Below are 21,105 nucleotides of genomic sequence, written 5' to 3'. Positions count from 1 at the left end.
GCCGCCGTGCGCCGCATCGATGCCAACGGCACGTCGATCGCCTGCGAGGTGAGCGGCACGGGCGCGCCCGTCGTGCTGATCCACGGCGCGGAGGCCGACCATTCGATGTTCGACGCGTTCGGCGCGCTGCTTGCCGAGCACTTCACCGTCGTCGCCTACGACCAGCGGGATTCGGGCGGCACGCGCAATCCGCCGCTGTCGTACGGGCTTACCGAGATGGCCGACGATGCGGCTGCGCTCATCGCGGCGCTCGGCTACGAGCGTGCGCATGTCTTCGGCACGTCGCTCGGCGGCGTGATCGCGCAGGTTCTGGCCGTGCGCCATCCCGCCAGGATCGACCGGTTGGTGCTGTCGAGCACCTTCCGCGCCGGCGTGCCGCCGCTCTCGATCAATCCGGATGCTTTCCCCAGGCTCGCCGCCTTGCGCGCCGGCCTTCCCGGCACGGCGGCGGAGATCGCGACCTTCTTCTTCCCGGTCGCGCATATCGCGGCCCATCCCGAAGTGGTCGACATCTTCAACGGCACGAGTCGCACGGCCGAGCAGAGGCAACGCCGCGCCGGGATTCTTGCTCAGGCGGTCGCCTGCGATCTCGCGGCGATCACGGCGCCGACCCTGGTGCTGGTCGGCGCCGACGACCGGCTCATTCCGCCGGCGCACACGCTCTCCCTGGCGCGCGCCATCGCCCATGCGCAGACCGCGACCCTGCCGGGTCTCGGTCACGTCGCCACCTTGCAGGCGCCCGACGTGGTGGCGCGCGCAGTCATCGCGTTCCTGAAAACAAGAAGCGGAGGAAACGATCATGTGGATGCAATGGAGGGAATTGCGCGGGCGTCGTGATGCATCATCGCGACGGCGTGCGCTGGGCCTGATCGCTTCGGCACCGTTTCTGTTGCCAAAACGCGGTGAAACGCAGGCAGATTGGCCGTCGAAGCCGGTGCGCGTGGTGTCGCCGTCGACCGGCGGCATCACCGATACCCATTGCCGCATCGTGTTCGAGGCGCTGTCGGAGAGGCTCGGCCAGCGCTTCTATGTCGACGGCAAACCGGGCGCGGGCGGCGGCATCTCGGCACAGATCGCAGCGCGCTCGCCGGCCGACGGCTACACGCTGCTGTTCTGCATCGCCAGCCTGATTGTCACGAATCCGTTCGTTTACGCCAACAACCTGTACGACACCGACCGCGACTTCGATCCGGTCGCTCTCCTTGCGTGGGCACCGTTCGCGATCCTGGTGCGCGAGAGTCTGCCGGCACGTTCGATGCCGGAACTAGCCGACTACATCCGCGCCCATCCCGGCAAGGTGACCTTCGCCAACGTGTCGCCGGGCAGCCTGGCGCATCTCGTCGGCGAGCAGTGGTTGCAGACGATTGGCGGCCGCGCGGAGATGGTACCGTACCGCAGCGTGCCGCAGACCATCCTGGCTTTGTCGGGCGGCGAGATGGATGTGTTCGTGGCGCCGATCGGCGAGGCCAAGGCGGGCATCGCCGGTGGCAAGATCCGCGGCCTCGGTGTGACGACGGCAAAGCGGCTCGAGGTGTTGCCCGACGTGCCGACGCTGGAAGAGCAGGGCTTTCCCGGCTTCGACGTGGCGGGCTGGTACGGCGTCCTCGCGCCCAAAGGCACGCCGCGGCCGATCGTCGACAAGCTTAATCGCGAGCTCAATGCGGTGATCACCAATCCGGCCTACCGCGAGCGCGTAGCCGGTATGGGTGCCGTTGCGGCCGAACCGCTCTCTCCGGAGGCTTTTCGCGAGTCCTATCGCGCCGAGGCCGACCATTGGGCGGCATTGATCCGAAAAATCGGACTGAAGCTCGAATAGGTTGAAGCGGCTCAGTCCTTTCGCTCCCGGGCGTACTGCGGGCGCTGCAGTTGGCGCTCGATTGCGCTCAACAGGCGCATCACCGCCGCGTCGAGGTCAGGATCGGCGTCCAGCGGCTGGCGCCACTCGGCGAGTTGCCGGCCGAGGGCGGCGGGGTGTGTTTGCTCGATGCGCATACTGCACTAACACCGGACGGAGCCCGCAGTTGCATCGGTTAAAAAAGCCGAGCAACTTTTTGTTAAGAAGGGGAAAATCAGCGCTTTACGTCGCGTAGCGCATTGCTGAGCGCACCAATCAGGTCGTCCTGCTGTTTGTGCCGCACGGTGCCCAGGGCACGCGGCAAGCCCGCGTGATGGGCCTTTCCCCTAGCGGTCAGGACCGGTCCGTCCTTGCCGTCCTCGATCAGGCGCAGGGCGCGCAGATGGGTGAGATCGGCGGCGCGCAACGTATGCACCGGAGATTCGCCATAGGCGACACGGCGCAGGGTGACTTCCTCATCGCCGCTCAGCACGTCGACGCTGTTCTTCTTGTTGCTGCTGTCGTCGGTCATTGCATCTCCTGGGGACGTCGCAGCAGCGCGATCTCGTCGCGAAAGTCCACCTTAGATGGTGTCTGCGCCTTCCGCCCACAAGGCGCCATGGTTAGTGCCGCCATTCCTTGGCCGGAGGCAGGCCCTCCGTCACGTCGACGTGGGCGGCATCGGCGTGCGAGTCCGACGGCTTGCCGCTGAAGCGGACATGGAACACCTTGCCGTCGGAGGTCAGCAGCCGGAGGTCGCGCCGGCCGAAGGAGCGTTGGAGGTCAGCTGGCGGCATGCGCAGTTCGCCTGACGCCACCACCTCGCCGGGCCGCGTCGTGTAGCCGTCGAGATCGTAGTCTGCCGGACCGATCGTCTCGTCGCCGCACACCAGTGTGCCTTTGCCGCGCAGCTTGCCAAGGAAACGCATCACGCCAGGTTCCGGGCGTCGCGGAAGCGGACGAGGCGACCCGTGGCTTCGTCCCACAGGGTGAGCCAGGGCGCCGTCAGCGCGCGGCCGAGGTCGAGCGGCGGCGTTGCGCGCAGAGACTGCATCGCCTCGTGCGCGGCGCGGAGGCGATAGTTCGGCACGCGCGGATCGAGGTGGTGGACGTGATGGAAGCCGATATTGCCGGTGAGCCATTGCAGCGTCGCGGGCAGGCGCAGCCACGACGAACCGCTGAGCGCCGCGTCGACGAACTGCCAGTCGCTGCGCGGCGACCAATGCGCCGTCTCGAACCGATGCTGCACGGAGAACAGCCACACGCCCAGTACCGACGACACCGCGATCACCGGCACATGGATGAGCAGAACCTCCTGCCAGCCGAGCAGCGCGACCAGGGGGGCGAACAGAGCGAGCAGCGCGAGGTTGGTGAGATGCACCGAGAGGCGCTCCCGTCGCCACTCGCGCGGCGTGTCGAACGGCACGCGATAGAGCAGCAAGAACACCAGCGGCGGCAGGAGCAGGTTGGCGACCAGCGGGTGGCGCGGCAGGCGGTAGAGCAGGCGCTGCCAGGGTGACAGTGCCAGATACTCCTGCACGGTGAGGCAGGCGGAATAGATGTCGGCGCCGCCGCCGCTGCGGTCGAGATTGTTCCAGTCGCCGTGATGCCGTCCGTGCTGGCGGCTCCAGTTCGCGAACGGCGTCAGCGTGACGAGGCTGCACAGTCGACCGACCGCGACGTTGGCGCGCCGCGATGCGAAGAACGAGCCATGGCCGCAGTCGTGCTGAATGATGAACACGCGCACCAGCAGCGCACCGGTCGGTAGCGCGAGTGCGAGCGTGAGCCAAGGCGACAGCGGATAAACGAGATACATTGCCACGCACGCGGCGAGGAAGGGACCGAAGGAGGTCGCGAGCTGCACCACGCCGGAGCCCCACGACGACCGCGCAAATGTGGCGGCGGTGCGGCGAATCTCGGAGTCGGACACTTGCATTCCCTTACATGGTGCCGGTGCACCAGACTTGCAAATCTGCGGGCCGGGGCTCATACAGTCGCGGTCGATAGACGGATAGATGATTTGGCCGCGGCTTGCGTAAGTGGGCGCGGCCCCCGACTCCATCCCGAAAATCAATGCGCCTTCGACGATTGGCGTTCCGCCCCCCAAGCGGCACGCTGATCAGCATTTCTACGTTCGTGAAAGGTATTCCCATGACCACGGGAACCGTCAAATGGTTCAATGCCACCAAGGGCTTCGGCTTTATCCAGCCCGATAACGGCGGCAAGGACGCCTTCGTCCATATCAGCGCGATCGAGCGCGCGGGCCTCGGCACTCTCAGCGAAGGCCAGAAGGTCGAGTTCGAGCTCGTGACCGACCGCCGCAGCGGCAAGCAGTCCGCTGACAATCTGAAGGCCGTTGGCTGATCAGACGTGAAGACCCGCCCTGGCAGCAGGGCGGGTCGCTTCCGTCGCTTTGACGGCGCGCGCCCCGCGTAAGAGACTTCCTCCCAGACAAAATTGGGGGAAAGCGGGCAAATGAGCACATTCGTATTGGTACACGGCGCCTACCAGGGTGGCTGGATCTGGAAGCGGGTTGCTGCAGAGCTGACCGGCGCCGGTCATCGCGTGCTCGCGCCTACGCTCGATGGTTGCGCCGAGCATAAGGGCCAGGTGCGCGCGGGCATCACTACGGAGACGCATGCCGCCGAGATCGCGGAGCTGCTGTTCTACGAGGATCTGACCGACGTGGTGCTGGCCGGCACGAGCACCGGTGGCATGGTGATGGCCGCCGCTGCCGAACGGGCGCGCGAAAGGATCGCGCGGCTGGTATTCGCCGATGCGCTCGCGTTGCTCGACGGCGAGGCGTTGCCCGACATCGTCAAGCGTCCCACCGCAGTGAACACCGCGCTGACGAGCGGCCCGTCGCGCCAGGATTTCGAAACGCGCCTGTTCGCCGATCTCGATCCCGAGACGCGGCGCTGGGCGATCGAGCGCTGCACACCGCATCCGATTGCCGCCATGCAGGCACCGGTCCGGCTCGAGCGCTTCTGGGACCAGTCCTGGAATACCTCGGTGATCTGGTGCAAGCGCAGCTCGAACCCGCCTCAGGCCCATCAGCGCCGCACCGCCGACCGGCTGAAGGGCCGCTGGCACGAGCTCGATACCGGCCACTATCCGATGCTCACCGAACCGGCGGCCCTGGCGCGATTGATTGCGCAAGGGTGAGGGCCGCGCTCTGTCGCCGTACGAGACGAGATGTATCCTGCAAGGTCGAAACGTGTCACCCGAAATGCAGGAGCCAAGGTTCGAATCGATCATGTAAGCTTCCCGTCAATGGAACGCGTTGGAGGGGGCGATGGATCGATGGCGTTGCGGCGTGATCGTGAGGAGGTTCACGGCAAAGGCCTCGGGAACCTTGCTCACAGTGAGCCTCTCGACACTTTCGTTTCCGGCCGTCGCCCAGAGCACGGTCTGGGATAGCGTGTGGACGAACTCGAACTGGTACGTCGCGGTTCCGAACCTCATCGCCTACACGGCCAGCAGCCAGGACCTTTCGCAGGTCGTGCCGACCGGCGATCAGACGCTCTGGACGATCGGCACCTCCGATCACGGGCACTTCACCGGCGTCAGCAATGCGACGCTGAGCATCGGCCCGTTCGAAAGCTTTTCGACGACGAACATGAAGGGCTTCGTGTCGACGGCGGGGCAGGTCATCATCGTGTTCACGTCGGAGAGCGGCAGCAATCCGCCGATCATCGGCATTGGCCAGATGCGCGAGATCGGTGGCGTATCGCTGGCCGAGATGCAGATGATCACGCGTGGCGATACCCTGCTCACCCACTGGGCCTACATGGCTCCCTACAACCCCGCCACCTTCACGCCGCCGCCGCCGACGGACGTCGTCTATGCCGACGTGACGTCGCCGCAATGGCGCTGGACGGCAAGCACGACATGGTCGCTGGTCAGCCAGCCGATCTTCTCGTCGACCAGCCCCGGCACCTTCAAGATCACCAATTACAACAACGGCTACTTCTGGGGCATCGGCGTGGGACCGCAGGGCAGCGGCGTCGGCAACTTCACGCTGCTCGGCTCGATGACGCCGGAAGGCAACGTGCTGTTCAACACCGTAGCCGACGGCACGCTGGTCAGCCTGAGCGGGCTGATCACCGGCGATCCTGCAACCGGCGCGATGGGGTTGTTTCCGTACCTGGGATCGGGAACCTACGGACCGGTCAGCACGGCAAACGTGGTGGTCGCGCCTTCCGCGATCGCCGCGGGCTCGACCTACTTCCTGAGCGATGTGGGCACGATCGTCCTGCCGGCCTTCACCGGCGGCACGCTTCAGGTCGACGCAAATGGACAGATTTCCACGCAGAACTTCACGCTCGATGCGTCCGGCACCAATCGGATCGACCAGCGCGGTAACAGCGCGACGTTCGCGGGAGCGCTCTCCGACGCGGTTCCGGGCACACCGGGCGGCGTGACCATCGCCAACAGCGAAACCGGCGGCCGGATCGTGTTCAGCGGGGTGAGCAGCTACACCGGGATGACGACAGTCGATGCGGGAGCCACGCTCGCCGTCGATGGCGTGATCGTGTCGCCGGTCACGGTCGAAGGCACGCTTCGCGGCACTGGCTTGATCGGCGGCAGCACGACGATCGCGAACGGCGGCACGCTCGCGCCGGGCGACAGCCCCGGCACACTGACTTTTGCCGCGCCGATCGCGATGGCGCCGGGCGCCACGCTTCAGCTCGATATCGACGGCATGGGAACGGGCAACGGGGCCGGCAACTACAGCCGCGTCGTCGTGGTTGGTGCGGGCAACAGCTTCGCCGCCGACGGCACGCTGCTGCCGCTGCTGCGCGGCATCACGCCGCCCGCATCGAACAGCTTCACGCCGTCGCTCGGCCAGCAGTTCAACGTGATCGCCGCCGAGGGCGGTGTATTGGGCAGCTTCACCAGCCTGACCCAGCCGGCCGGGCTCGCCCAGGGTACTCGCTTCGATGCGCTTTACGCGCCGAACACGGTCAACCTCGTCGCGACGCCCGCGATGTTCGGCAATCTGGGCTTGGCCGGACTGCCGCAGACGGGCAACCAGTCGTCGGTCGGTCGCGCATTGGATGCGATCCGGCCCGCGGCGGGCCTTCGGATGAGCGGCGCGACGGCGGCATTGTTCACGCCGCTCTATGCGCTGCCTGCCGCGAGCATCCCGCAGGCCATGGAACAGCTCTCGGCGACGATCTATGGCGACATGCTGCTTGCCACGCGCACCACATGGCGGGGGTTCGCCGAACAGGTTACGGGGCAGCTCGACGCACGTCGCCGCGGCAGCGGGTCGGGCACCACTGCGCCGGGTCCGTATGGATCCACCGCATGGACCAGCGGCTTCGGCGAATTGCAGCAGGTCGCCTCTACTGACGTGCCCGGCTTTCAGTCCCGGGCGGGCGGAGTGATGGCCGGCATCGACACCTCGTTCGGCGGCTTCGCGCGTGCGGGTTTCGCCGTCGGTGGCGGCACCCTGAAGACCTGGGCCAACAATGGCGCTTCTGCGGACGGCGCGGCGCTGCAGCTCGCGCTCTATGGCGAGATCTCCGCCGGCGCGTTCTTCCTCGGCGGCCAAGCGTCCTACCTCGTGATCGACCAGACGATCACGCGACCTGTGAGCGCCTGGTCGACCGCCACGCGCGGCGCGGAGACGTTGAGCGGCGGAGGCGGACAGCTCTCTGCCGGGATGCGGCTCGCCTTCGGCGATTGGCAGATCGAGCCGACCGTCGGCACGAGCGTCCTGGCGCTCGGCTCGCGCGGAACGACGGAATGGGGCTCCGGCCCGACGCAGCAGATCAACGGCCAGTCGCTGACCAGCGTGCAGTCGCTTCTCGCGCTTCCGGTCGGCACGACGATCGCGCTGTCTCCGGAGCGATCGATCTACGCCCGTGGGCTCGTCGGCTGGTCGCACGAATTCGGCGACACGGTCGCGACCACCACCGGCGGATTCACCGCCGCGAGCAGCGCCCAGTTCTCGACCGTGACGGCGCCAGTCTCGCGCGATGCCCTGCTCATCGGTCTGTCGGGCGATGTCGAGCTGGCACAAAGCGTGTCGCTCTTCGCAAGCGCTCGCGCCTCGCTCAGCAGCCAATCCAATGCGCAGAGCGCGCGGATCGGCATTCGCGCGACCTGGTAGTGCGCGCCGGTCACTCCGGCTCGATCCCCGCCACCTTCATCATGTCGCGATAGAGCTGGATCTCGGCGACCTGGATCTGCCGCATCTCCTCCGGCGTGGTCGGCGCAATCTCCGAGCCGCCGACGGCCTGGCGCTCGACATAACCGGGCTCGGTAATGGTCTTCACGATCGCGTCGCGCAGCGTGTTGAATACCGGTTGCGGCATGCCCCTGGGAAAAAGGACTCCGGTCCAGGTCATCAGCTCGAAGTCGGGGATGCCCTGCTCGATCAGAGTCGGGATGTCGGGCGTGAGCTTGTAGCGGCCGCGATTGCCGACGCCGAGGCAGCGCACCGTGCCGGCCTTGACCTGCGGCAGTCCGGTGACCGGGTCGGTGAAGCACATCTGCACGTGGCCGCTCATCGTGTCCTGGAGTGCGAGCGGCGTGCTCTTGTACGGCACGTGCACCATGTCGATGCCGGCCTTGGTTTTCAGCAGCTCGCCCGATATGCGCGTCGAGGAACTGCCCGACCCGAAGTTGATCTTTCCTGGCTGGCGCTTGGCGAGCGCCACGAATTCCTGCGCCGTGCTGGCTTCGATCTTGGGGTTCACCATCATGAAGACCGGCGCCTTGCCAATGATGGTGACGGGGTCGAAATCGCGCAGTGGATCGTAGGGCAGGGATTTCATGAGCGCGACGTTGGAGGCGGCGGCGGTGTTGGAGCAGACGAAGATCGTCTGCCCGTCCGGCTTGCTCTTGGCCGCGAGGTCGGCGGCAATCGCGCCGTTGGCGCCCGGCTTGTTCTCGACCACGACTGGCACGCCGAAGGTTCTGTTCAGCCCGTCGGCGACGTTACGCGCGGCCTGATCGGTCGCCGAGCCCGGTCCGAACGGCACGAGAATGCGGATCGGTCCGTTGGGAAAGCTGTTGGCGCGCGCGAGGTTCGGCGCCGCAACGGCACTTGTGGCGGCCATGAGAAAACGTCGGGTGATCATGCCCGATTGTATCCATGCTAGGGTACGCGACGAAAGGAAAGACAAACATGAGCGTGCGTGCGGGACGAGAATTCCTGGCGATACCCGGCCCGACCACGGTGCCCGACGAGGTCCTGCGGGCGATGCATCGCCCGGCCGTCGACATCTATTCCGGTCCTCTGCTGGCCCTGACCGATGGCCTGCTGCGCGACATCGCGCGGGTCTTCAACACCAAGGGCCACGCCTACATCTACATCTCCAACGGCCATGGCGCGTGGGAAGCCTCGCTCACCAACGTGCTGAGCAAGGGTGACCGTGTCCTGGTGCTGGAGAGCGGTCGCTTCGCCATCGGCTGGGGTGAGGGCGCCCGCCGCATGGGTGCCGAGGTCGAGATCCTGAAGGGTGGCCTGCGCCGCGCCGTGCGGCCGGCCGAGGTCGAGGCGCATCTCAAGGCCGACAAGGCCAAGGGAGGAAAGACCATCAAGGCCGTGCTGGTCGCACAGGTCGACACCGCCTCCGGCGTGGTCAACGACATCGCGGCGATCGGCCAGGCGATCCGCGCCGCCGGGCACGATGCACTCCTGATGGTCGACGCCGTCGCCTCGCTGGGCTGCATGCCGTTCGAGATGGACGCGTGGGGTGTCGACGTGGCGATGTCGGGCTCCCAGAAGGGAATGATGACGCCGCCGGGTCTCGGCTTCGTCGTGGCCAACGACCGCGCGCGCGAGGTGCACAAGACTGCCGGACTGCGCACGCCCTATTGGGACTGGACCGATCGAGAGGGTGATCAGCACTACCAGAAATACGCCGGTACGCCGCCCGAGCACCTTCTTTTCGGCGTCCGTCAGGCGCTCGACATGCTGTTCGAGGAGGGACTCGAGAACGTCTATCTGCGCCATCGGCTGCTGGCCGAGGCAGTACGGCGCGCGGTCGGCGTATGGTCGGAAGGCCAGGCGATCGGCTTCAACATCGTCGAGGCGAGCGAGCGCGCCGATTCGATCACCTGCGTGCAGGTGAATGGCCACGATCCGGAGGCGCTACGCGCCTATGCCAACCACAAGTGTGGCGTGATCCTCGGGCAGGGGATCGGCGAGCTTTCCGGCAAGGCGTTCCGAGTGGCCCACATGGGCCACGTCAATGCGCCGATGATCCTCGGCACCTTGAGCGTGATCGAGATGGGCCTCGCCGCCCTTTCCATCCCGCATGCCAAGGGCGGCGCCCAGGCCGCGATCGACTGGCTGAGTGACCAGGTGAAAGTCTGACGTCGCCAGAAGAGCTACAACCTCGAGATGTTGAAAATCCGCGGACAGATGCCTTTCTGGCTTCGCCGGCCGAGGCGTTCCCGTATGTCTGCTTTTCTGTAGGCTGCTGTTGCTCAAACCTCGTTATCGTGCAGGACGTACAGCAACATATAGACTCGGGTTCGGCCCGCGAGGACTTCGCTGTTCGTTACGTCCACTTCGAACACATGCATCTCTTGCGGCTTGCCGGAAGGATGTCTTTTGCTGGGGTACAGATCGGCTACCGGCTTGCCGCTGAATGTCGTCCTCTCGCACACGCCCCGTGTTGCAAGGTGAGCCAGTAGCCTTTCTCCGAGAGCCGCTTCCTCGACGTATACAGTTGCCAGTTCGATGGCCAACTTCTGGTCGACGCAAACGATATGCGTCATGTTTTCGAACGGCCGCGGCAACACTTGCGCCTGGACACGGGGCGCAAGCAGGGCGGCGCACGTCATCACCGCTATCATCCAGCAAACGCGCCGAGCACAGGCAGCAGCATCGTGGCGCAATGTCGATGGCAGGCCACGGCGTGAGCGCGTTGCGCTCCGTAGAGCGACTTCACGCCATCGCGCCAGTGCGCTCGCAGTTTTGGTTGGGTGCAAAGATTCTTCTCCTCCCACACCATCCGGCGGCCTGCATGACAGCCAGGATGTGGCCGTTGCTGACGATGCCTGAAATCTCGCGACTCAACCAGCCGTACGCATAGGCGGCTCCCGCGTTGCAGATGCGATGAAAGTCAAGTGGGGTGCTCCGCCCGGAATTGGGAAAGGCGCGCTGGCATCGTGCGTGGAGAGCAGCGGCCAAATCGTCCCCCCGATTCTGCCATCGCCGGTCGCTTCTTGGGCTTAACTTCATGGTCGGACAAAGCTGGCGCCGAGGCCGGCCAGAAGGCGCCGTGTGGAACGGTCGCCTATTCGAATGCGGAACAAAAGTACGTCGGTATTCCCTGCCCACGTAAGTAACGCTGGTCAGGAGCATCCAGCGGAAGGGCTCACCCTTCACCGCAGATCTGGCGGCTCGCTGGCGGCCCGGCACTGGGAAGGCCGATTGGCCGCTAAAGAGCATAAGCATGGGGTACCGCGAGCTATCGCGGTGCCCCTTTGCTTGAGAGGCGAGCCTGGCTCCGGCGCGAGCCTTATCTCCCCGTCAACCCGAGGAACGCTCAGCGGCTCTTGCCGCGCCGGAACAGCATGGTGATGTTGCGGCGCCGGTTCTCGAAGCCCTCGGCGAAGCGGAAGCTCGAGGTCTCGTGGAACAGCATGCCCTTGAACAGGAGCCCGCGGTTCTCGGCGTAGGGATAGGATTTCTGCCGCGCGCCGATCCTGCTCAGATGCAGCCGGATGCGATAGCTGTCGGCATTGTAATTGTTGAAGGTCCACTCCGGCGGCGCCGTGACATTCCACATCTCCAGCCCGCCGCCATCGGGCGCCAGGTTGGCGCTGTCGGGCGTTATCCAGAAATTCAGGCTGATGTCGGACTGGTCGGCATGGATGTCGGTGCCCGGCCGCTGGTGCTGGCAGACGAACGACCACCAGTAAGTGAGATGATGCTCTCCCAGCAGCTCGGGCACTGCCGCCTTCAATTCGGCGGCAAGCTGCAGCAACAGGGGGCTCACGAAGCCCGATTCGGGATAGGCGCCGAGATAGCCTTGGCGGTAGGAACGCCGCCATACCGTCGACTCCAGGCAGAAGCGTTGGAGTTGCGCCAGCGCGGCCGGCGAGAGGAGATTGTCGACGCAGGCCACGCCGCCCGCCTCGTGAAAGGCTCGGGTGATCTCCCCGGCGTCGTTGCGCGGATTGAGGCAGCGCTCGGGGGCGGGCTCGTTGCGCCTCATGCGCGGCGGCTCGGCCAGCGCGCGGCCCCAGTCGCCGCTGAGCTTGATGCGCGGCGCGACGCTGCCGGCCTTGTCGAGGATGTCGTTGAACCAGCGGCGCGTCTCCTCGCGCTGCGCGGCCGGCATCGGGAGCAGCGTACCGGGCGGCAGGCCGTGCAGCTGCTCGAGGTAGGTGAGCTGCTCGAGGTTGTGCAGCGCGAGATGAACCGGCGTTCCGGCGGGATCGTCCGGCGGAGGAGGCGAGAGATCGAGAGCGGCGCCGAAATCCACCAACGCCTCCTCGCGCTCTTCGAGTGCGGCACGAATCCGGGCCAGCAGGGTCCGAGCCTCGCGATGATTGGGCGCCGCCTCGACCGCTTTCAGCACCTGCTCCTTGGCCGACTTCAGGTCGCCGAGCTGCAGATTGACAGCAGCAAGGGCCACGAGGACCGGCAACGACGGCCGCTCCGTCGCAAGCTTGTCGAGCGCCAGTGCAGCCTCGTCGTAACGACCCAACGCAATGCTTTTCTGGATGCTGTTGGGGACAGGGGTCTCGGGCAGCATGTACTCGGCGCAACCACGCGAAAAAGGGGCGCTACGCGTACTCTCCGGCTGGGAGCCAAGCCAGCGAACGGGGATGGAATCGAGAGATGTTGATTACGAATGGTTTTCGATCACGCTTACGTGATCGGTGCACTCGGATTCGGGATGGGAGGCGCTGTCTCGTCCCGGAGCGACACGGTCGAAATGAAAAGGGCGCCCCGTGAGAGGCGCCCATTTTCTCAATCTAGGAGATGGCTCAGCGCCGCCACCAGCCGCGCTTGGGCTTCTCCGGCGGCAGGTCGGCCGAGATGACCGGCACGACCGGCGGCGGTGGAGTCTGCTCGGCCTCCACCTCAGCTTGCAACGGGATCGGCTGCGGTGCCTGGGCGACCACAGGCTCGGGCGGAGGTGCGATTACTGCCGGCGGCGGCACGACGGGCGCGGCTTCTGCGATCATCGCGGGCCGCCATTCGGCAGGCGCAGCCTCGACCGGCATTTGACCGCCCGCCATCTGCTCGACAGGCTGACCATCGAATGGCACGGCGGGCTGGCCGTCAAGCGATGCAACAGGCTGATCCTCGAACGGCGCGGAAGGTGATGCATCGGCCGAAACGGGCTCGTCGGCGCGCGGCTCCCAGCCGCCGTTCGGCTCCTGGCCGTATTGATGCGCGTGCTCGCCGATCGGCTCGCTGCCGTCGCCATTCTCGCGTCGGCGGCGACGTCCGCCGCGGCGGCCCCGCCGACGGCGATTGGCGTCGCCGCCATCGCCATCAGCGGTATCCTCGCGCCCCTCGACACGGGGGCGATCGCCGGGCGACTCGCCGTCGGCCCGAGCTTCGCCCGAGGACTGGCCGTCGCCTTCTTCGTCACCGACGGGGTCGCGATCGGAGTCCATCGACGGCTCGTCGCCGGACGGCGTGACATCGTGTCCGTTGCCGACAGCAGCCTGTGGACGGTCTTCGCCTTCGCCTTGCGGACGATCGTCATCGCGGCGGCCGCTGCGCCGGCGCCGCCGCCGCCGCTTGCGGTTGCGGCCGTCTGCACCTTCCTCGTCGCCCGCCAGACGCTCGACCTCGGCCCCGGGCTCGGCAGCATCGTCGATTTCGCTGTCGTCGGCGGCGAGAGGCTCCTCGCCGGCGACCGCGTCATAGCTCGCGCGGGCGAGCTCCTGGGCCGGCCGCTGGTCGTCGCGGCGCGGACGTACGCGTTCGATCTCGCAATCGGCGGCATGCAGCTCGTCGTCGGCCTCGATCGTGACGTGGAAGGCGTAGCGCTGCTCGATCTCGCTCAGCCCGTGGCGCTTCTGGTTGAGGAGATAGAGCGCGACGTTGGGCGGCACGCTGACGACGATCTCGCTCGAGCGGCGGCGAACGCCTTCCTCCTCGATCGCGCGCAGCGCATGCAGCGCCGCCGATTCGATGGAACGCACCCGGCCGACGCCGGCGCAATGCGGGCAGATCTCTGTCGAATGCTCGAGCAGGCTCGGGCGCAGCCGCTGGCGCGACATCTCGAGCAGGCCGAAGGCGGAGATGCGGCCGATCTGGATGCGCGCACGATCGTTGCGCATCGCGTCCTTCATCTTGTGCTCGACCTGGCGCTGGTGGCGGTTCTCCTCCATGTCGATGAAGTCGACCACGATCAGGCCGGCGAGGTCGCGCAGGCGGACCTGGCGGGCGACCTCCTCGGCCGCCTCCAGGTTGGTGCGCAGCGCCGTCTCCTCGATGTTGCGCTCCTTGGTCGAGCGGCCGGAGTTGACGTCGATTGCGACCAGCGCCTCGGTCGGGTTGATCACGATGTAGCCACCCGAGCGGAGCTGCACGGTCGGCAGGTGCATGGCGTCGAACTGCGATTCGACCTGGTAGCGATGGAAGAGGGGGATCTGCTCGTTGTAGAGCTGGACCTTCTCCGCCTGGTGCGGAATGAGCTGGCGCATGAAGCCGCTGGCGGCCTGGAAGCCTGCCTCGCCCTCGACCAGCACCTGGGCAATGTCCGTGTCGTAGATGTCGCGCAGGGAGCGCTTGATGAGGTCGCCTTCCTCGTAGATCAGCGCCGGCGCGGTCGAGCGCATGGTGAGCTCGCGGATCGAGTCCCACAGGCGGCTGAGATATTCGTAGTCGCGCTTGATGTCGATGTTGGAGCGTTCCAGGCCGGCGGTGCGCAGGATCACGCCCATGCCCTGCGGCACGTCGAGCTCGGCCAGCATTTCCTTCATGCGCTTGCGGTCGGCCGGATTTGAGATCTTGCGGCTGATGCCGCCGCCGCGGCCGGCATTGGGCATCAGCACGCAGTAGCGGCCGGCCAGCGACAGGAAGGTGGTGAGTGCCGCGCCCTTGTTGCCGCGCTCTTCCTTGACGACCTGGACGAGCAGGATCTGGCGGCGCTTGATGACCTCTTGAATCTTGTACTGGCGGATCGGCTGGCGGCGGCGGCGCTCGCGGCTCTGCGGCTCCTCGCCGGCATCGTCTCCGCCGACCACCTCGACCGGGGCAGGGGCCGAGATGCTGTCGACTGCAATCTCCGCAGCCTGCGCCACCACTTCGCCTTCCGCTTCGGCCGGACGCTCGCTGGCCGTCTCGGGAGCGGCGATTGCTTCGCCAGCCGCATCCGCCACTGTGGCGGCGCCGGTCGGGGCGAGCGCTCCGGTTTCATCGACCGGCTTCTCGGCCGCGGCCTCGCTGATCGGCTCGACAGCCGTGGCTTCGCTGGTTGCCTCTGCGGCAGGTGCGGCGCTGGCGATTTCCGCGCCAGCGGCTTCCGCCGGTGCCGGCGCCGGAGCGGGCGCTGCCTCGGTCTCGCTCCCTGGTTCGGTTGCCGGTTCGGGCGCTGCCTCGTGAGGGGACGCCTCGTGACGCGATGCCTCGGCCGACGCTGGCTCTTCGTGGGCCGCGGGCGGTTGGATCGCCGCAGGCTCTTCCAGGGACCCTGCGACAGGCGACGCCTCTTCCGGCCTCTCGTTCTCCGGTCTCCCGTTCGTCGCCTCGGCGTCTTCTGCCGCGTCTGCCGCTTCTTCCCGTGCGTCCTCGATGTCCGTCCGGTCGAACCTCTCCGACCTGTGCTCGGGCTCCTCGTCCGCGAGCCGTTGCTGCTCGGCGATCAGCTTCTCGCGATCGGCCACCGGGATCTGGAAGTAGTCCGGATGTATTTCCGAGAAGGCCAGGAAGCCGTGGCGGTTTCCGCCGTACTCCACGAAGGCGGCCTGCAGCGAGGGTTCGATGCGAATGACCTTGGCGAGGTAGATGTTGCCCTTGAGCGGCTTGCGCGAGCCGGTCTCGAAGTCGAATTCGGTAAGCTTGGTCCCATCGACGACGACCACCCGGGTCTCTTCGGGATGGGAGGCATCGATCAACATGCGGCGGGCCATTGGCGCGCTCCTCGAGACGTTGGGGACCCGATCCGGCGCGAGCAACCGGCGGCCTTGCCGCCTCTCTGGCGCGAGGGGGGCGGTGCGTTTCGACCCGCCGAACGGCCCACTCAATCTGGCCAAGGCGGGGAAGCATCGCATCGCCGGACTACGGACGCAGCCCTGCCGACCTCGAGGTTCCTGATAAGTCGTCACCCGGAGCGCGGCCTCCGAAGAGGGCGCTACGACGGCGACGACTGCTCGCAGGACTCAACATACGGTGTTCGGGCAAACCCGACAAACAAAAAGTAGATCCTCAGGAAATTGCGTTAATTCATTGAAAATGCTAAAGAACAACAATGCTGAGGCGCTCCATCATTTCTTTGCCGCTGATCCTGTCAGCGCCTAGTGTGTGGGCTGCCCCCAAGAAGACGCCGATCAGGAACCCCGTTCCGAAGCCCTTTGTCGCTCCATCTCCCAAGCGTTTTCCCACACCTAGACTGATCGCTCTGGATCCCGGCCATGGGGGCAGAGACCCAGGGGCGCTCGGACGTAACGGCACGCAGGAAAAGAGCGTTGTAATCGCCGTCGCCCGCGAGCTTCGCAAGCAGCTGCTTGCGGGCAACAGCTATCGCGTCATCCTCACCCGCTCCATCGACACCTATGTACCTCTGCGTGAGCGGGTGGCACGGGCGCAGGAAGCGCGCGCCGACCTATTCCTGTCGATCCATGCCGACTCCCATTCGAACCCCGAGGTCCGAGGCGCCTCCGTCTATACACTGTCTGAATCAGCAAGCGACCGCGAGGCCGAGGCGCTGGCCGCCCGCGAGAATCTCGGCGACACGGCGGTCGTGCCCTCGAGCACGGTCGCCCGCACCCTGGTCGCGATGGCTCAGCGCGGCACGGTCAACGACTCTCGCCGCCTGGCCGAGACGATCGTCGGCACCTTCGGACAGGCCGGCATCCGCCTGCTGCCCCATACCCACCGCCAAGCAGGCTTCGCGGTGCTCACGTCACCAGACATCCCCGCCGCCCTGGTCGAGCTGGGCTATCTCAGCAACCCGCGCGACGAGACGCTGCTGACGGTGCGTCAGCACCAGATCGCGCTGGCCCGCGCGTTGCGAGCCTCCGTCGATGCCCACTTCGGGTCCAGCGGCAGGAGCCATAAGGCCTGAGCGTCAGCGCGGCCGCGCGTGATGCGCCACGATCAGCCGCGCCACGGCAGCCGTCACCCGCTTGCCGGTTGGAATGTGCAGGAACTCGTTGGGTCCGTGCGCGTTCGAGTGCGGACCCAGCACCCCGGTGATGACGAACTGCGTATCCGGAAACTTCTCGCCCAGCATTCCCATGAAGGGGATGGAACCGCCTTCGCCCATGTAGGCGGCCGGCTTGCCGAAAGCCTCCTGCGAGGCTTGCGCCACCGCCGCCTCGAGCCACGGCGCGAGCGCCGGCGCATGCCAACCCGACTGCCCGTCCTTGCCGCCGAACTCGACCGTCGCGCCGGAGGGAGGATCGGCCTCCAGCGCCGTCTTGACAGCGTCCATCGCCGCCTGGGCGTCGAGCGTCGGCGGCAGGCGCAGGCTGAGCTTGGTGGTCGAGAAGGGCAGCAGCACGTTGCCGGCATCCTGCGGCGTCGGATAGCCGTCCATGCCGACCACTGCGAGCTGAGGCCGCCATGTACGGTTCAGCACCATATCGGCCCGCTCCTCGGCCATCGGCCGCGTCGTGCCGGCGAAGGGGAACTTGGTATAGACCGAGTCGCCCAACACCTCGGCCGCCTGCTTGGCCTGCTCGATGCGCTGTGGCGGGATCTGCACATAGAGGTCCTGCAGCTTGATCGCGCCGGTCGCCTCGTCCTCGAGCCGCGACAGGAGCGCGCGGGTCAGCCTGAAGGAGGAGGGCACGATCCCGGACGCATCGCCCGAATGCACGCCTTCGGTCAGCACGCGCACCGTGAGCGTGCCGGCTGCGATGCCGCGCAACGAGGTGGTGAGCCACAGCCGCTCGTAATCGCCGCAGCCCGAATCGAGGCAGACCACGAGCGAGGGATTGCCGATCCGGTCCTTGAGATGGTCGACGTAGTAGGGCAGGTCGTAGCTGCCCGACTCCTCGCACGCCTCGATCATCACGACGCAGCGCGCGCGCGGCAGATTCTGCTCCTTGAGCGCCTGCAGCGCGCACAGGCAGGCATAGATCGCGTAGCCGTCGTCGGCGCCGCCGCGGCCGTAGAGCTTGTCGCCCTTCAGGACCGGCTGCCACGGTCCCAGCCCTTCCGACCAGCCTTTCATCTCGGGCTGCTTGTCGAGATGGCCGTAGAGCAGCACCGTGTCGTCCCCATCACCCGGCAGGTCCATGAGCAGGAGCGGCGTGCGGCCGGGCAGGCGGAAAACCTCGAGCGTGGCGCCCGGGAAGGCGCCGAGCTGCTGCCGTGCCCAGCCTTCCATCAGCGCGACGGCTTCTTCCATGTAGCCGTGCTCCACCCATTGCGGGTCGAAGGAGGGCGATTTGTTGGGTATGCGGATGTACTCGGTGATCGAGGGCAGGATCGAATCGTCCCAGAAGGAGTCGACGAAGTGGTGAAGCCGTTTTGTGTCCATGCCGGCAAATTAGGCCGCGCGGGCTGCCCAAGAAAAGGCATAAGTCCGTGCCAACCTTTGCTAAGACGGTGATCGTGCTCAATCTCATCAAAATCGGTATGGCCTTTGCCCTGGCCAGTATGATCGTGGGGCTCGGCATCGTGGCGGGCCTGTTCTGGCATTTCAGCCACGGCCTGCCCGACCACAAGCAGCTCGCCGACTACCAGCCTGCGACCGTTTCGCGTCTCTACGCCTCCGACGGCCGGCTTCTCGCAGAGTACGCGAAGGAAAAGCGCGTCTTCGTGCCCGTCGCCGCCATGCCCAAGCGCGTCCTGCAGGCCTTCGTCGCCGCCGAGGACCAGCGCTTCTTCACCCATCCCGGCATCGACTTCATCGGGCTCGGCCGCGCCGTCATTGCCAACCTCGCCAACCCGGGCAAGCGGCCCGAAGGGGCCTCGGGCATCACCCAACAGGTCGCCAAGAACTTCCTGCTCAACAACCAGGCCACGCTCGCCCGCAAGATCCGGGAAGCCATCCTCGCGTTCCGGATCGAGGAGACCTACTCCAAGGAGCGTATCCTCGAGCTCTATCTCAACGAGATCTATCTCGGCTCGGGCAACTATGGCGTCGCCACCGCCGCGCTCAACTACTTCGACGCCTCGCTCGGCCAGCTCACCCTGTCCGAGATCGCCTACCTCGCGGGGCTGCCCAAGGCGCCGAACCGCTACAACATCGTCAGGAACGAGAAGGAAGCCTACGCCCGGCGCGACTACGTGCTCGGCCGCATGCGCGATGACGGCTACATCAGCGCGGAGGAGGAGAAGGCCGCCAGGGCGGAGAAGCTCACCGTGCGCAAGCGCTCGGCCACCGAGGTCGTGCAGGCCGATTTCTTCGCCGAGGAGGTCCGCCGCAACCTGCTGGCGGCCTACGGCGAGAAGGGCCTCTACGAGTCGGGCCTGACGGTGATGACCACCCTCGATCCCGCCATCCAGGGAATTGCCGACCAGGCGCTGCGCGAGGGGCTTATCGCCTACGACCGCCGCCACGGCTGGCGCGGCCCCTATGCCAAGATCGCCGACGTGAAGGAAGGCAGCGGTTGGGAGGACGAATTCGCCCGCCTGGTGCAGCGCCGCCCGCTGTTCGGGCTGCCGACCTGGCAGCTCGCTGTCGTCACCAAGGTCGAGGCTCAGTCGGCCACGATCGCGGGCCTGCCGCCCTCTCCGGATGGTGGAGGAACCGAGGGGACCATCCCCTTCGCCGAGATGCGGTGGGCTCGCCCGACCTTGCCCGACCAGCGGGTCGGCGGCTCTCCCGGCCGCCCGGCCAACGTCGTGAGCGTCGGTGACGTCGTCGTGGTCGAGAACGTCGAGAAGCCGACCACCGGCCCGCTCGGCACCGCCTATCGGCCCGACGCCAAGCCCTATCCGCCGAAGAGCTATGCGCTGCGCCAGATCCCCAACGTCAACGGCGGCGTGGTGGTGATGGATCCTCAGACCGGCCGCGTGCTCGCCATGTCGGGCGGCTGGTCCTACGGCATGAGCCAGTTCAATCGCGCGGTGCAGGCCAACCGCCAGCCCGGCTCGTCGTTCAAGCCGTTCGTCTATCTCGCGGCGATGGACGCGGGCTTTACGCCCTCGACCATCGTCGAGGACGCGCCGTTCGAATATGCGCCGGGCTATGGCCAGCCGGTGTGGCGGCCGAGCAACTACGGCGGCGGCTTCCTCGGTCCGCTCACCGTGCGCAACGGCCTGGAGAAGTCGCGCAACCTGATGACGGTGCGCATGGCGGCGCAGATGGGCATGAAGCGCGTCGTCCAGGTCGCCAAGGAATTCGGCATCATGGACAACATGGGCGCCTACCTGCCGATGGCGCTCGGCGCGGGCGACACGACCCTGCTGCGCATGACCATGGGCCACGCCATGCTGGCCAACGGCGCGCGCGAGATCACGCCAAGCCTTGTCGACCGCGTGCAGGACCGCAACGGCAAGACCATCTACCGCCACGAGCCCCGCGAGTGCATCGGCTGCGGCGAGGCGTCCGCCGGCGGCAGGCCGCCGCCGCCGCAGATCGTCGACAGACGGCAGCCGTTCCACGATCCGGCCAGCGTTTACCAGGTCGTGAACATGATGCTGGGCGTCACCACGCGCGGCACGGCGGGCCAGCTCGCGGTGCTGGGCCGCCCGATCGCCGGCAAGACCGGCACGACCAACGACAGCCGCGACAACTGGTTCATCGGCTCGACGCCCGACTACACGATCGGCATCTATGTCGGCTTCGACGAGCCGCGCACCTTGGGCGATCAGGAGACCGGCGGCGGCACCTCCGCGCCGGTATACGAGCGCATTGCCCGCGTGATCTTCAAGGACAAGCCGCCGGTGCCGTTCCGCATCCCGCCCGGCCTGCGCATCGTGAAGGTCAATCACGACAGCGGTCTGCCGGCCTATCCCGGTGACCCGAACGCGATCGACGAGGCGTTCAAGCCCGGCACCGAGCCCAACGAATACGGAGCCCAGGGCCCGAACACCGCGGGCGCAGCGTCCGGCGATTCGGCCGACTCAATGGGGGCGGGCGGCATCCGGAGATCGACCCTGAGCGGGACGGGCGAGACGTACTAAGTTCTGTCCGTGCCGCTTGAGGCAACGGCCT

At 66.7% G+C, this 21,105-nt stretch carries 17 protein-coding genes; 8 read left to right on the top strand and 9 right to left on the bottom strand.

The window, feature by feature from the left end; genetic code table 11:
* Positions 1 to 6: 6 nt before the first annotated feature.
* Positions 7 to 837: an alpha/beta fold hydrolase gene (locus ACQY8M_RS27460; RefSeq protein WP_428662485.1), complete on the top strand. Its 831-nt coding sequence runs from the start codon at positions 7 to 9 to the stop codon at positions 835 to 837.
* A gap of 97 nt (positions 838 to 934) precedes the next feature.
* Positions 935 to 1,816, top strand: coding sequence for a Bug family tripartite tricarboxylate transporter substrate binding protein (locus tag ACQY8M_RS27455; RefSeq protein WP_428662482.1), 882 nt, complete (start codon positions 935 to 937; stop codon positions 1,814 to 1,816).
* Between the two features lie 11 nt (positions 1,817 to 1,827).
* Here the strand turns inward: ACQY8M_RS27455 and ACQY8M_RS27450 are convergent, their stop codons facing one another.
* The 4 genes from ACQY8M_RS27450 to ACQY8M_RS27435 all read right to left on the bottom strand — a co-directional run bounded on the left by ACQY8M_RS27450 (position 1,828) and on the right by ACQY8M_RS27435 (position 3,764).
* A complete protein-coding gene (locus tag ACQY8M_RS27450) occupies positions 1,828 to 1,992 on the bottom strand; it encodes a hypothetical protein (protein ID WP_428662479.1) in 165 nt (54 codons plus the stop codon).
* 77 nt (positions 1,993 to 2,069) lie between these two features.
* Complete coding sequence (locus tag ACQY8M_RS27445) at positions 2,070 to 2,366, bottom strand: hypothetical protein (RefSeq protein ID WP_428662476.1); 297 nt, start codon at positions 2,364 to 2,366, stop codon at positions 2,070 to 2,072.
* Positions 2,367 to 2,457: 91 nt separating this feature from the next.
* Positions 2,458 to 2,766, bottom strand: a complete 309-nt coding sequence (locus ACQY8M_RS27440; RefSeq protein WP_428662473.1) for a hypothetical protein — start codon at positions 2,764 to 2,766, stop codon at positions 2,458 to 2,460.
* The gene (locus tag ACQY8M_RS27435; protein ID WP_428662470.1) at positions 2,763 to 3,764 is read right to left on the bottom strand and encodes a fatty acid desaturase; all 1,002 of its coding nucleotides are present in this window, start codon (positions 3,762 to 3,764) and stop codon (positions 2,763 to 2,765) included. Before ACQY8M_RS27435 ends, ACQY8M_RS27440 begins: the two co-directional genes overlap by 4 nt.
* A gap of 221 nt (positions 3,765 to 3,985) precedes the next feature.
* Between ACQY8M_RS27435 and ACQY8M_RS27430 the strand changes: the two genes are divergently transcribed.
* The 3 genes from ACQY8M_RS27430 to ACQY8M_RS27420 all read left to right on the top strand — a co-directional run bounded on the left by ACQY8M_RS27430 (position 3,986) and on the right by ACQY8M_RS27420 (position 7,955).
* Positions 3,986 to 4,198, top strand: coding sequence for a cold-shock protein (locus ACQY8M_RS27430; RefSeq protein ID WP_428662467.1), 213 nt, complete (start codon positions 3,986 to 3,988; stop codon positions 4,196 to 4,198).
* Between the two features lie 111 nt (positions 4,199 to 4,309).
* The gene (locus tag ACQY8M_RS27425; protein ID WP_428662464.1) at positions 4,310 to 4,999 is read left to right on the top strand and encodes an alpha/beta fold hydrolase; all 690 of its coding nucleotides are present in this window, start codon (positions 4,310 to 4,312) and stop codon (positions 4,997 to 4,999) included.
* 130 nt (positions 5,000 to 5,129) lie between these two features.
* Positions 5,130 to 7,955 carry an autotransporter outer membrane beta-barrel domain-containing protein gene (locus ACQY8M_RS27420; protein WP_428662461.1) on the top strand — a complete coding sequence of 942 codons (2,826 nt, stop codon included), beginning with the start codon at positions 5,130 to 5,132 and terminating at the stop codon, positions 7,953 to 7,955.
* Between the two features lie 10 nt (positions 7,956 to 7,965).
* Here the strand turns inward: ACQY8M_RS27420 and ACQY8M_RS27415 are convergent, their stop codons facing one another.
* Positions 7,966 to 8,928, bottom strand: a complete 963-nt coding sequence (locus ACQY8M_RS27415) for a Bug family tripartite tricarboxylate transporter substrate binding protein (protein ID WP_428662458.1) — start codon at positions 8,926 to 8,928, stop codon at positions 7,966 to 7,968.
* 47 nt (positions 8,929 to 8,975) lie between these two features.
* Between ACQY8M_RS27415 and ACQY8M_RS27410 the strand changes: the two genes are divergently transcribed.
* Positions 8,976 to 10,169 carry a pyridoxal-phosphate-dependent aminotransferase family protein gene (locus ACQY8M_RS27410; protein ID WP_428662456.1) on the top strand — a complete coding sequence of 398 codons (1,194 nt, stop codon included), beginning with the start codon at positions 8,976 to 8,978 and terminating at the stop codon, positions 10,167 to 10,169.
* 113 nt (positions 10,170 to 10,282) lie between these two features.
* On the opposite strand, the gene ACQY8M_RS27405 is transcribed toward ACQY8M_RS27410, so the two are convergent.
* From ACQY8M_RS27405 to ACQY8M_RS27395, 3 genes are all read right to left on the bottom strand, one after another.
* Positions 10,283 to 10,642 (bottom strand): hypothetical protein, encoded by a 360-nt coding sequence (locus tag ACQY8M_RS27405; RefSeq protein WP_428662453.1) that lies wholly within the window; start codon positions 10,640 to 10,642, stop codon positions 10,283 to 10,285.
* Between the two features lie 707 nt (positions 10,643 to 11,349).
* On the bottom strand, positions 11,350 to 12,564 hold the full coding sequence (locus ACQY8M_RS27400) for a tetratricopeptide repeat protein (protein ID WP_428662450.1): 1,215 nt from the start codon (positions 12,562 to 12,564) through the stop codon (positions 11,350 to 11,352).
* A gap of 235 nt (positions 12,565 to 12,799) precedes the next feature.
* Entirely contained in the window at positions 12,800 to 15,904 is a 3,105-nt protein-coding gene (locus ACQY8M_RS27395; RefSeq protein WP_428662448.1) for an Rne/Rng family ribonuclease, read from the bottom strand.
* 362 nt (positions 15,905 to 16,266) lie between these two features.
* On the opposite strand from ACQY8M_RS27395, the gene ACQY8M_RS27390 reads away from it, so the two are divergent.
* Positions 16,267 to 17,058: an N-acetylmuramoyl-L-alanine amidase family protein gene (locus tag ACQY8M_RS27390; RefSeq protein WP_428662445.1), complete on the top strand. Its 792-nt coding sequence runs from the start codon at positions 16,267 to 16,269 to the stop codon at positions 17,056 to 17,058.
* A gap of 3 nt (positions 17,059 to 17,061) precedes the next feature.
* Here the strand turns inward: ACQY8M_RS27390 and ACQY8M_RS27385 are convergent, their stop codons facing one another.
* Positions 17,062 to 18,480 (bottom strand): M20 family metallopeptidase, encoded by a 1,419-nt coding sequence (locus ACQY8M_RS27385; RefSeq protein WP_428662443.1) that lies wholly within the window; start codon positions 18,478 to 18,480, stop codon positions 17,062 to 17,064.
* A gap of 47 nt (positions 18,481 to 18,527) precedes the next feature.
* Between ACQY8M_RS27385 and ACQY8M_RS27380 the strand changes: the two genes are divergently transcribed.
* Positions 18,528 to 21,074 (top strand): penicillin-binding protein 1A, encoded by a 2,547-nt coding sequence (locus tag ACQY8M_RS27380; RefSeq protein ID WP_428662440.1) that lies wholly within the window; start codon positions 18,528 to 18,530, stop codon positions 21,072 to 21,074.
* The last annotated feature ends 31 nt before the right edge of the window (positions 21,075 to 21,105 follow it).

This window comes from Reyranella sp., assembly GCF_965279465.1.
GTDB lineage: Bacteria > Pseudomonadota > Alphaproteobacteria > Reyranellales > Reyranellaceae > Reyranella.
Note: the sequence above shows the minus strand (reverse complement) of the source record. Positions and strands in the feature narration are given on the sequence as shown.

What these genes read in the sequence shown, in the direction of transcription:
- ACQY8M_RS27450 (WP_428662479.1), bottom strand. Translation starts at nt 1,992, where the DNA reads ATGCGCATCGAGCAAACACACCCCGCCGCCCTCGGCCGGCAACTCGCC.
- ACQY8M_RS27445 (WP_428662476.1), bottom strand. Translation starts at nt 2,366, where the DNA reads ATGACCGACGACAGCAGCAACAAGAAGAACAGCGTCGACGTGCTGAGC.
- ACQY8M_RS27430 (WP_428662467.1), top strand. Translation starts at nt 3,986, where the DNA reads ATGACCACGGGAACCGTCAAATGGTTCAATGCCACCAAGGGCTTCGGC.
- ACQY8M_RS27425 (WP_428662464.1), top strand. Translation starts at nt 4,310, where the DNA reads ATGAGCACATTCGTATTGGTACACGGCGCCTACCAGGGTGGCTGGATC.
- ACQY8M_RS27420 (WP_428662461.1), top strand. Translation starts at nt 5,130, where the DNA reads ATGGATCGATGGCGTTGCGGCGTGATCGTGAGGAGGTTCACGGCAAAG.
- ACQY8M_RS27415 (WP_428662458.1), bottom strand. Translation starts at nt 8,928, where the DNA reads ATGATCACCCGACGTTTTCTCATGGCCGCCACAAGTGCCGTTGCGGCG.
- ACQY8M_RS27410 (WP_428662456.1), top strand. Translation starts at nt 8,976, where the DNA reads ATGAGCGTGCGTGCGGGACGAGAATTCCTGGCGATACCCGGCCCGACC.
- ACQY8M_RS27405 (WP_428662453.1), bottom strand. Translation starts at nt 10,642, where the DNA reads ATGACGTGCGCCGCCCTGCTTGCGCCCCGTGTCCAGGCGCAAGTGTTG.
- ACQY8M_RS27400 (WP_428662450.1), bottom strand. Translation starts at nt 12,564, where the DNA reads ATGCTGCCCGAGACCCCTGTCCCCAACAGCATCCAGAAAAGCATTGCG.
- ACQY8M_RS27395 (WP_428662448.1), bottom strand. Translation starts at nt 15,904, where the DNA reads ATGGCCCGCCGCATGTTGATCGATGCCTCCCATCCCGAAGAGACCCGG.
- ACQY8M_RS27385 (WP_428662443.1), bottom strand. Translation starts at nt 18,480, where the DNA reads ATGGACACAAAACGGCTTCACCACTTCGTCGACTCCTTCTGGGACGAT.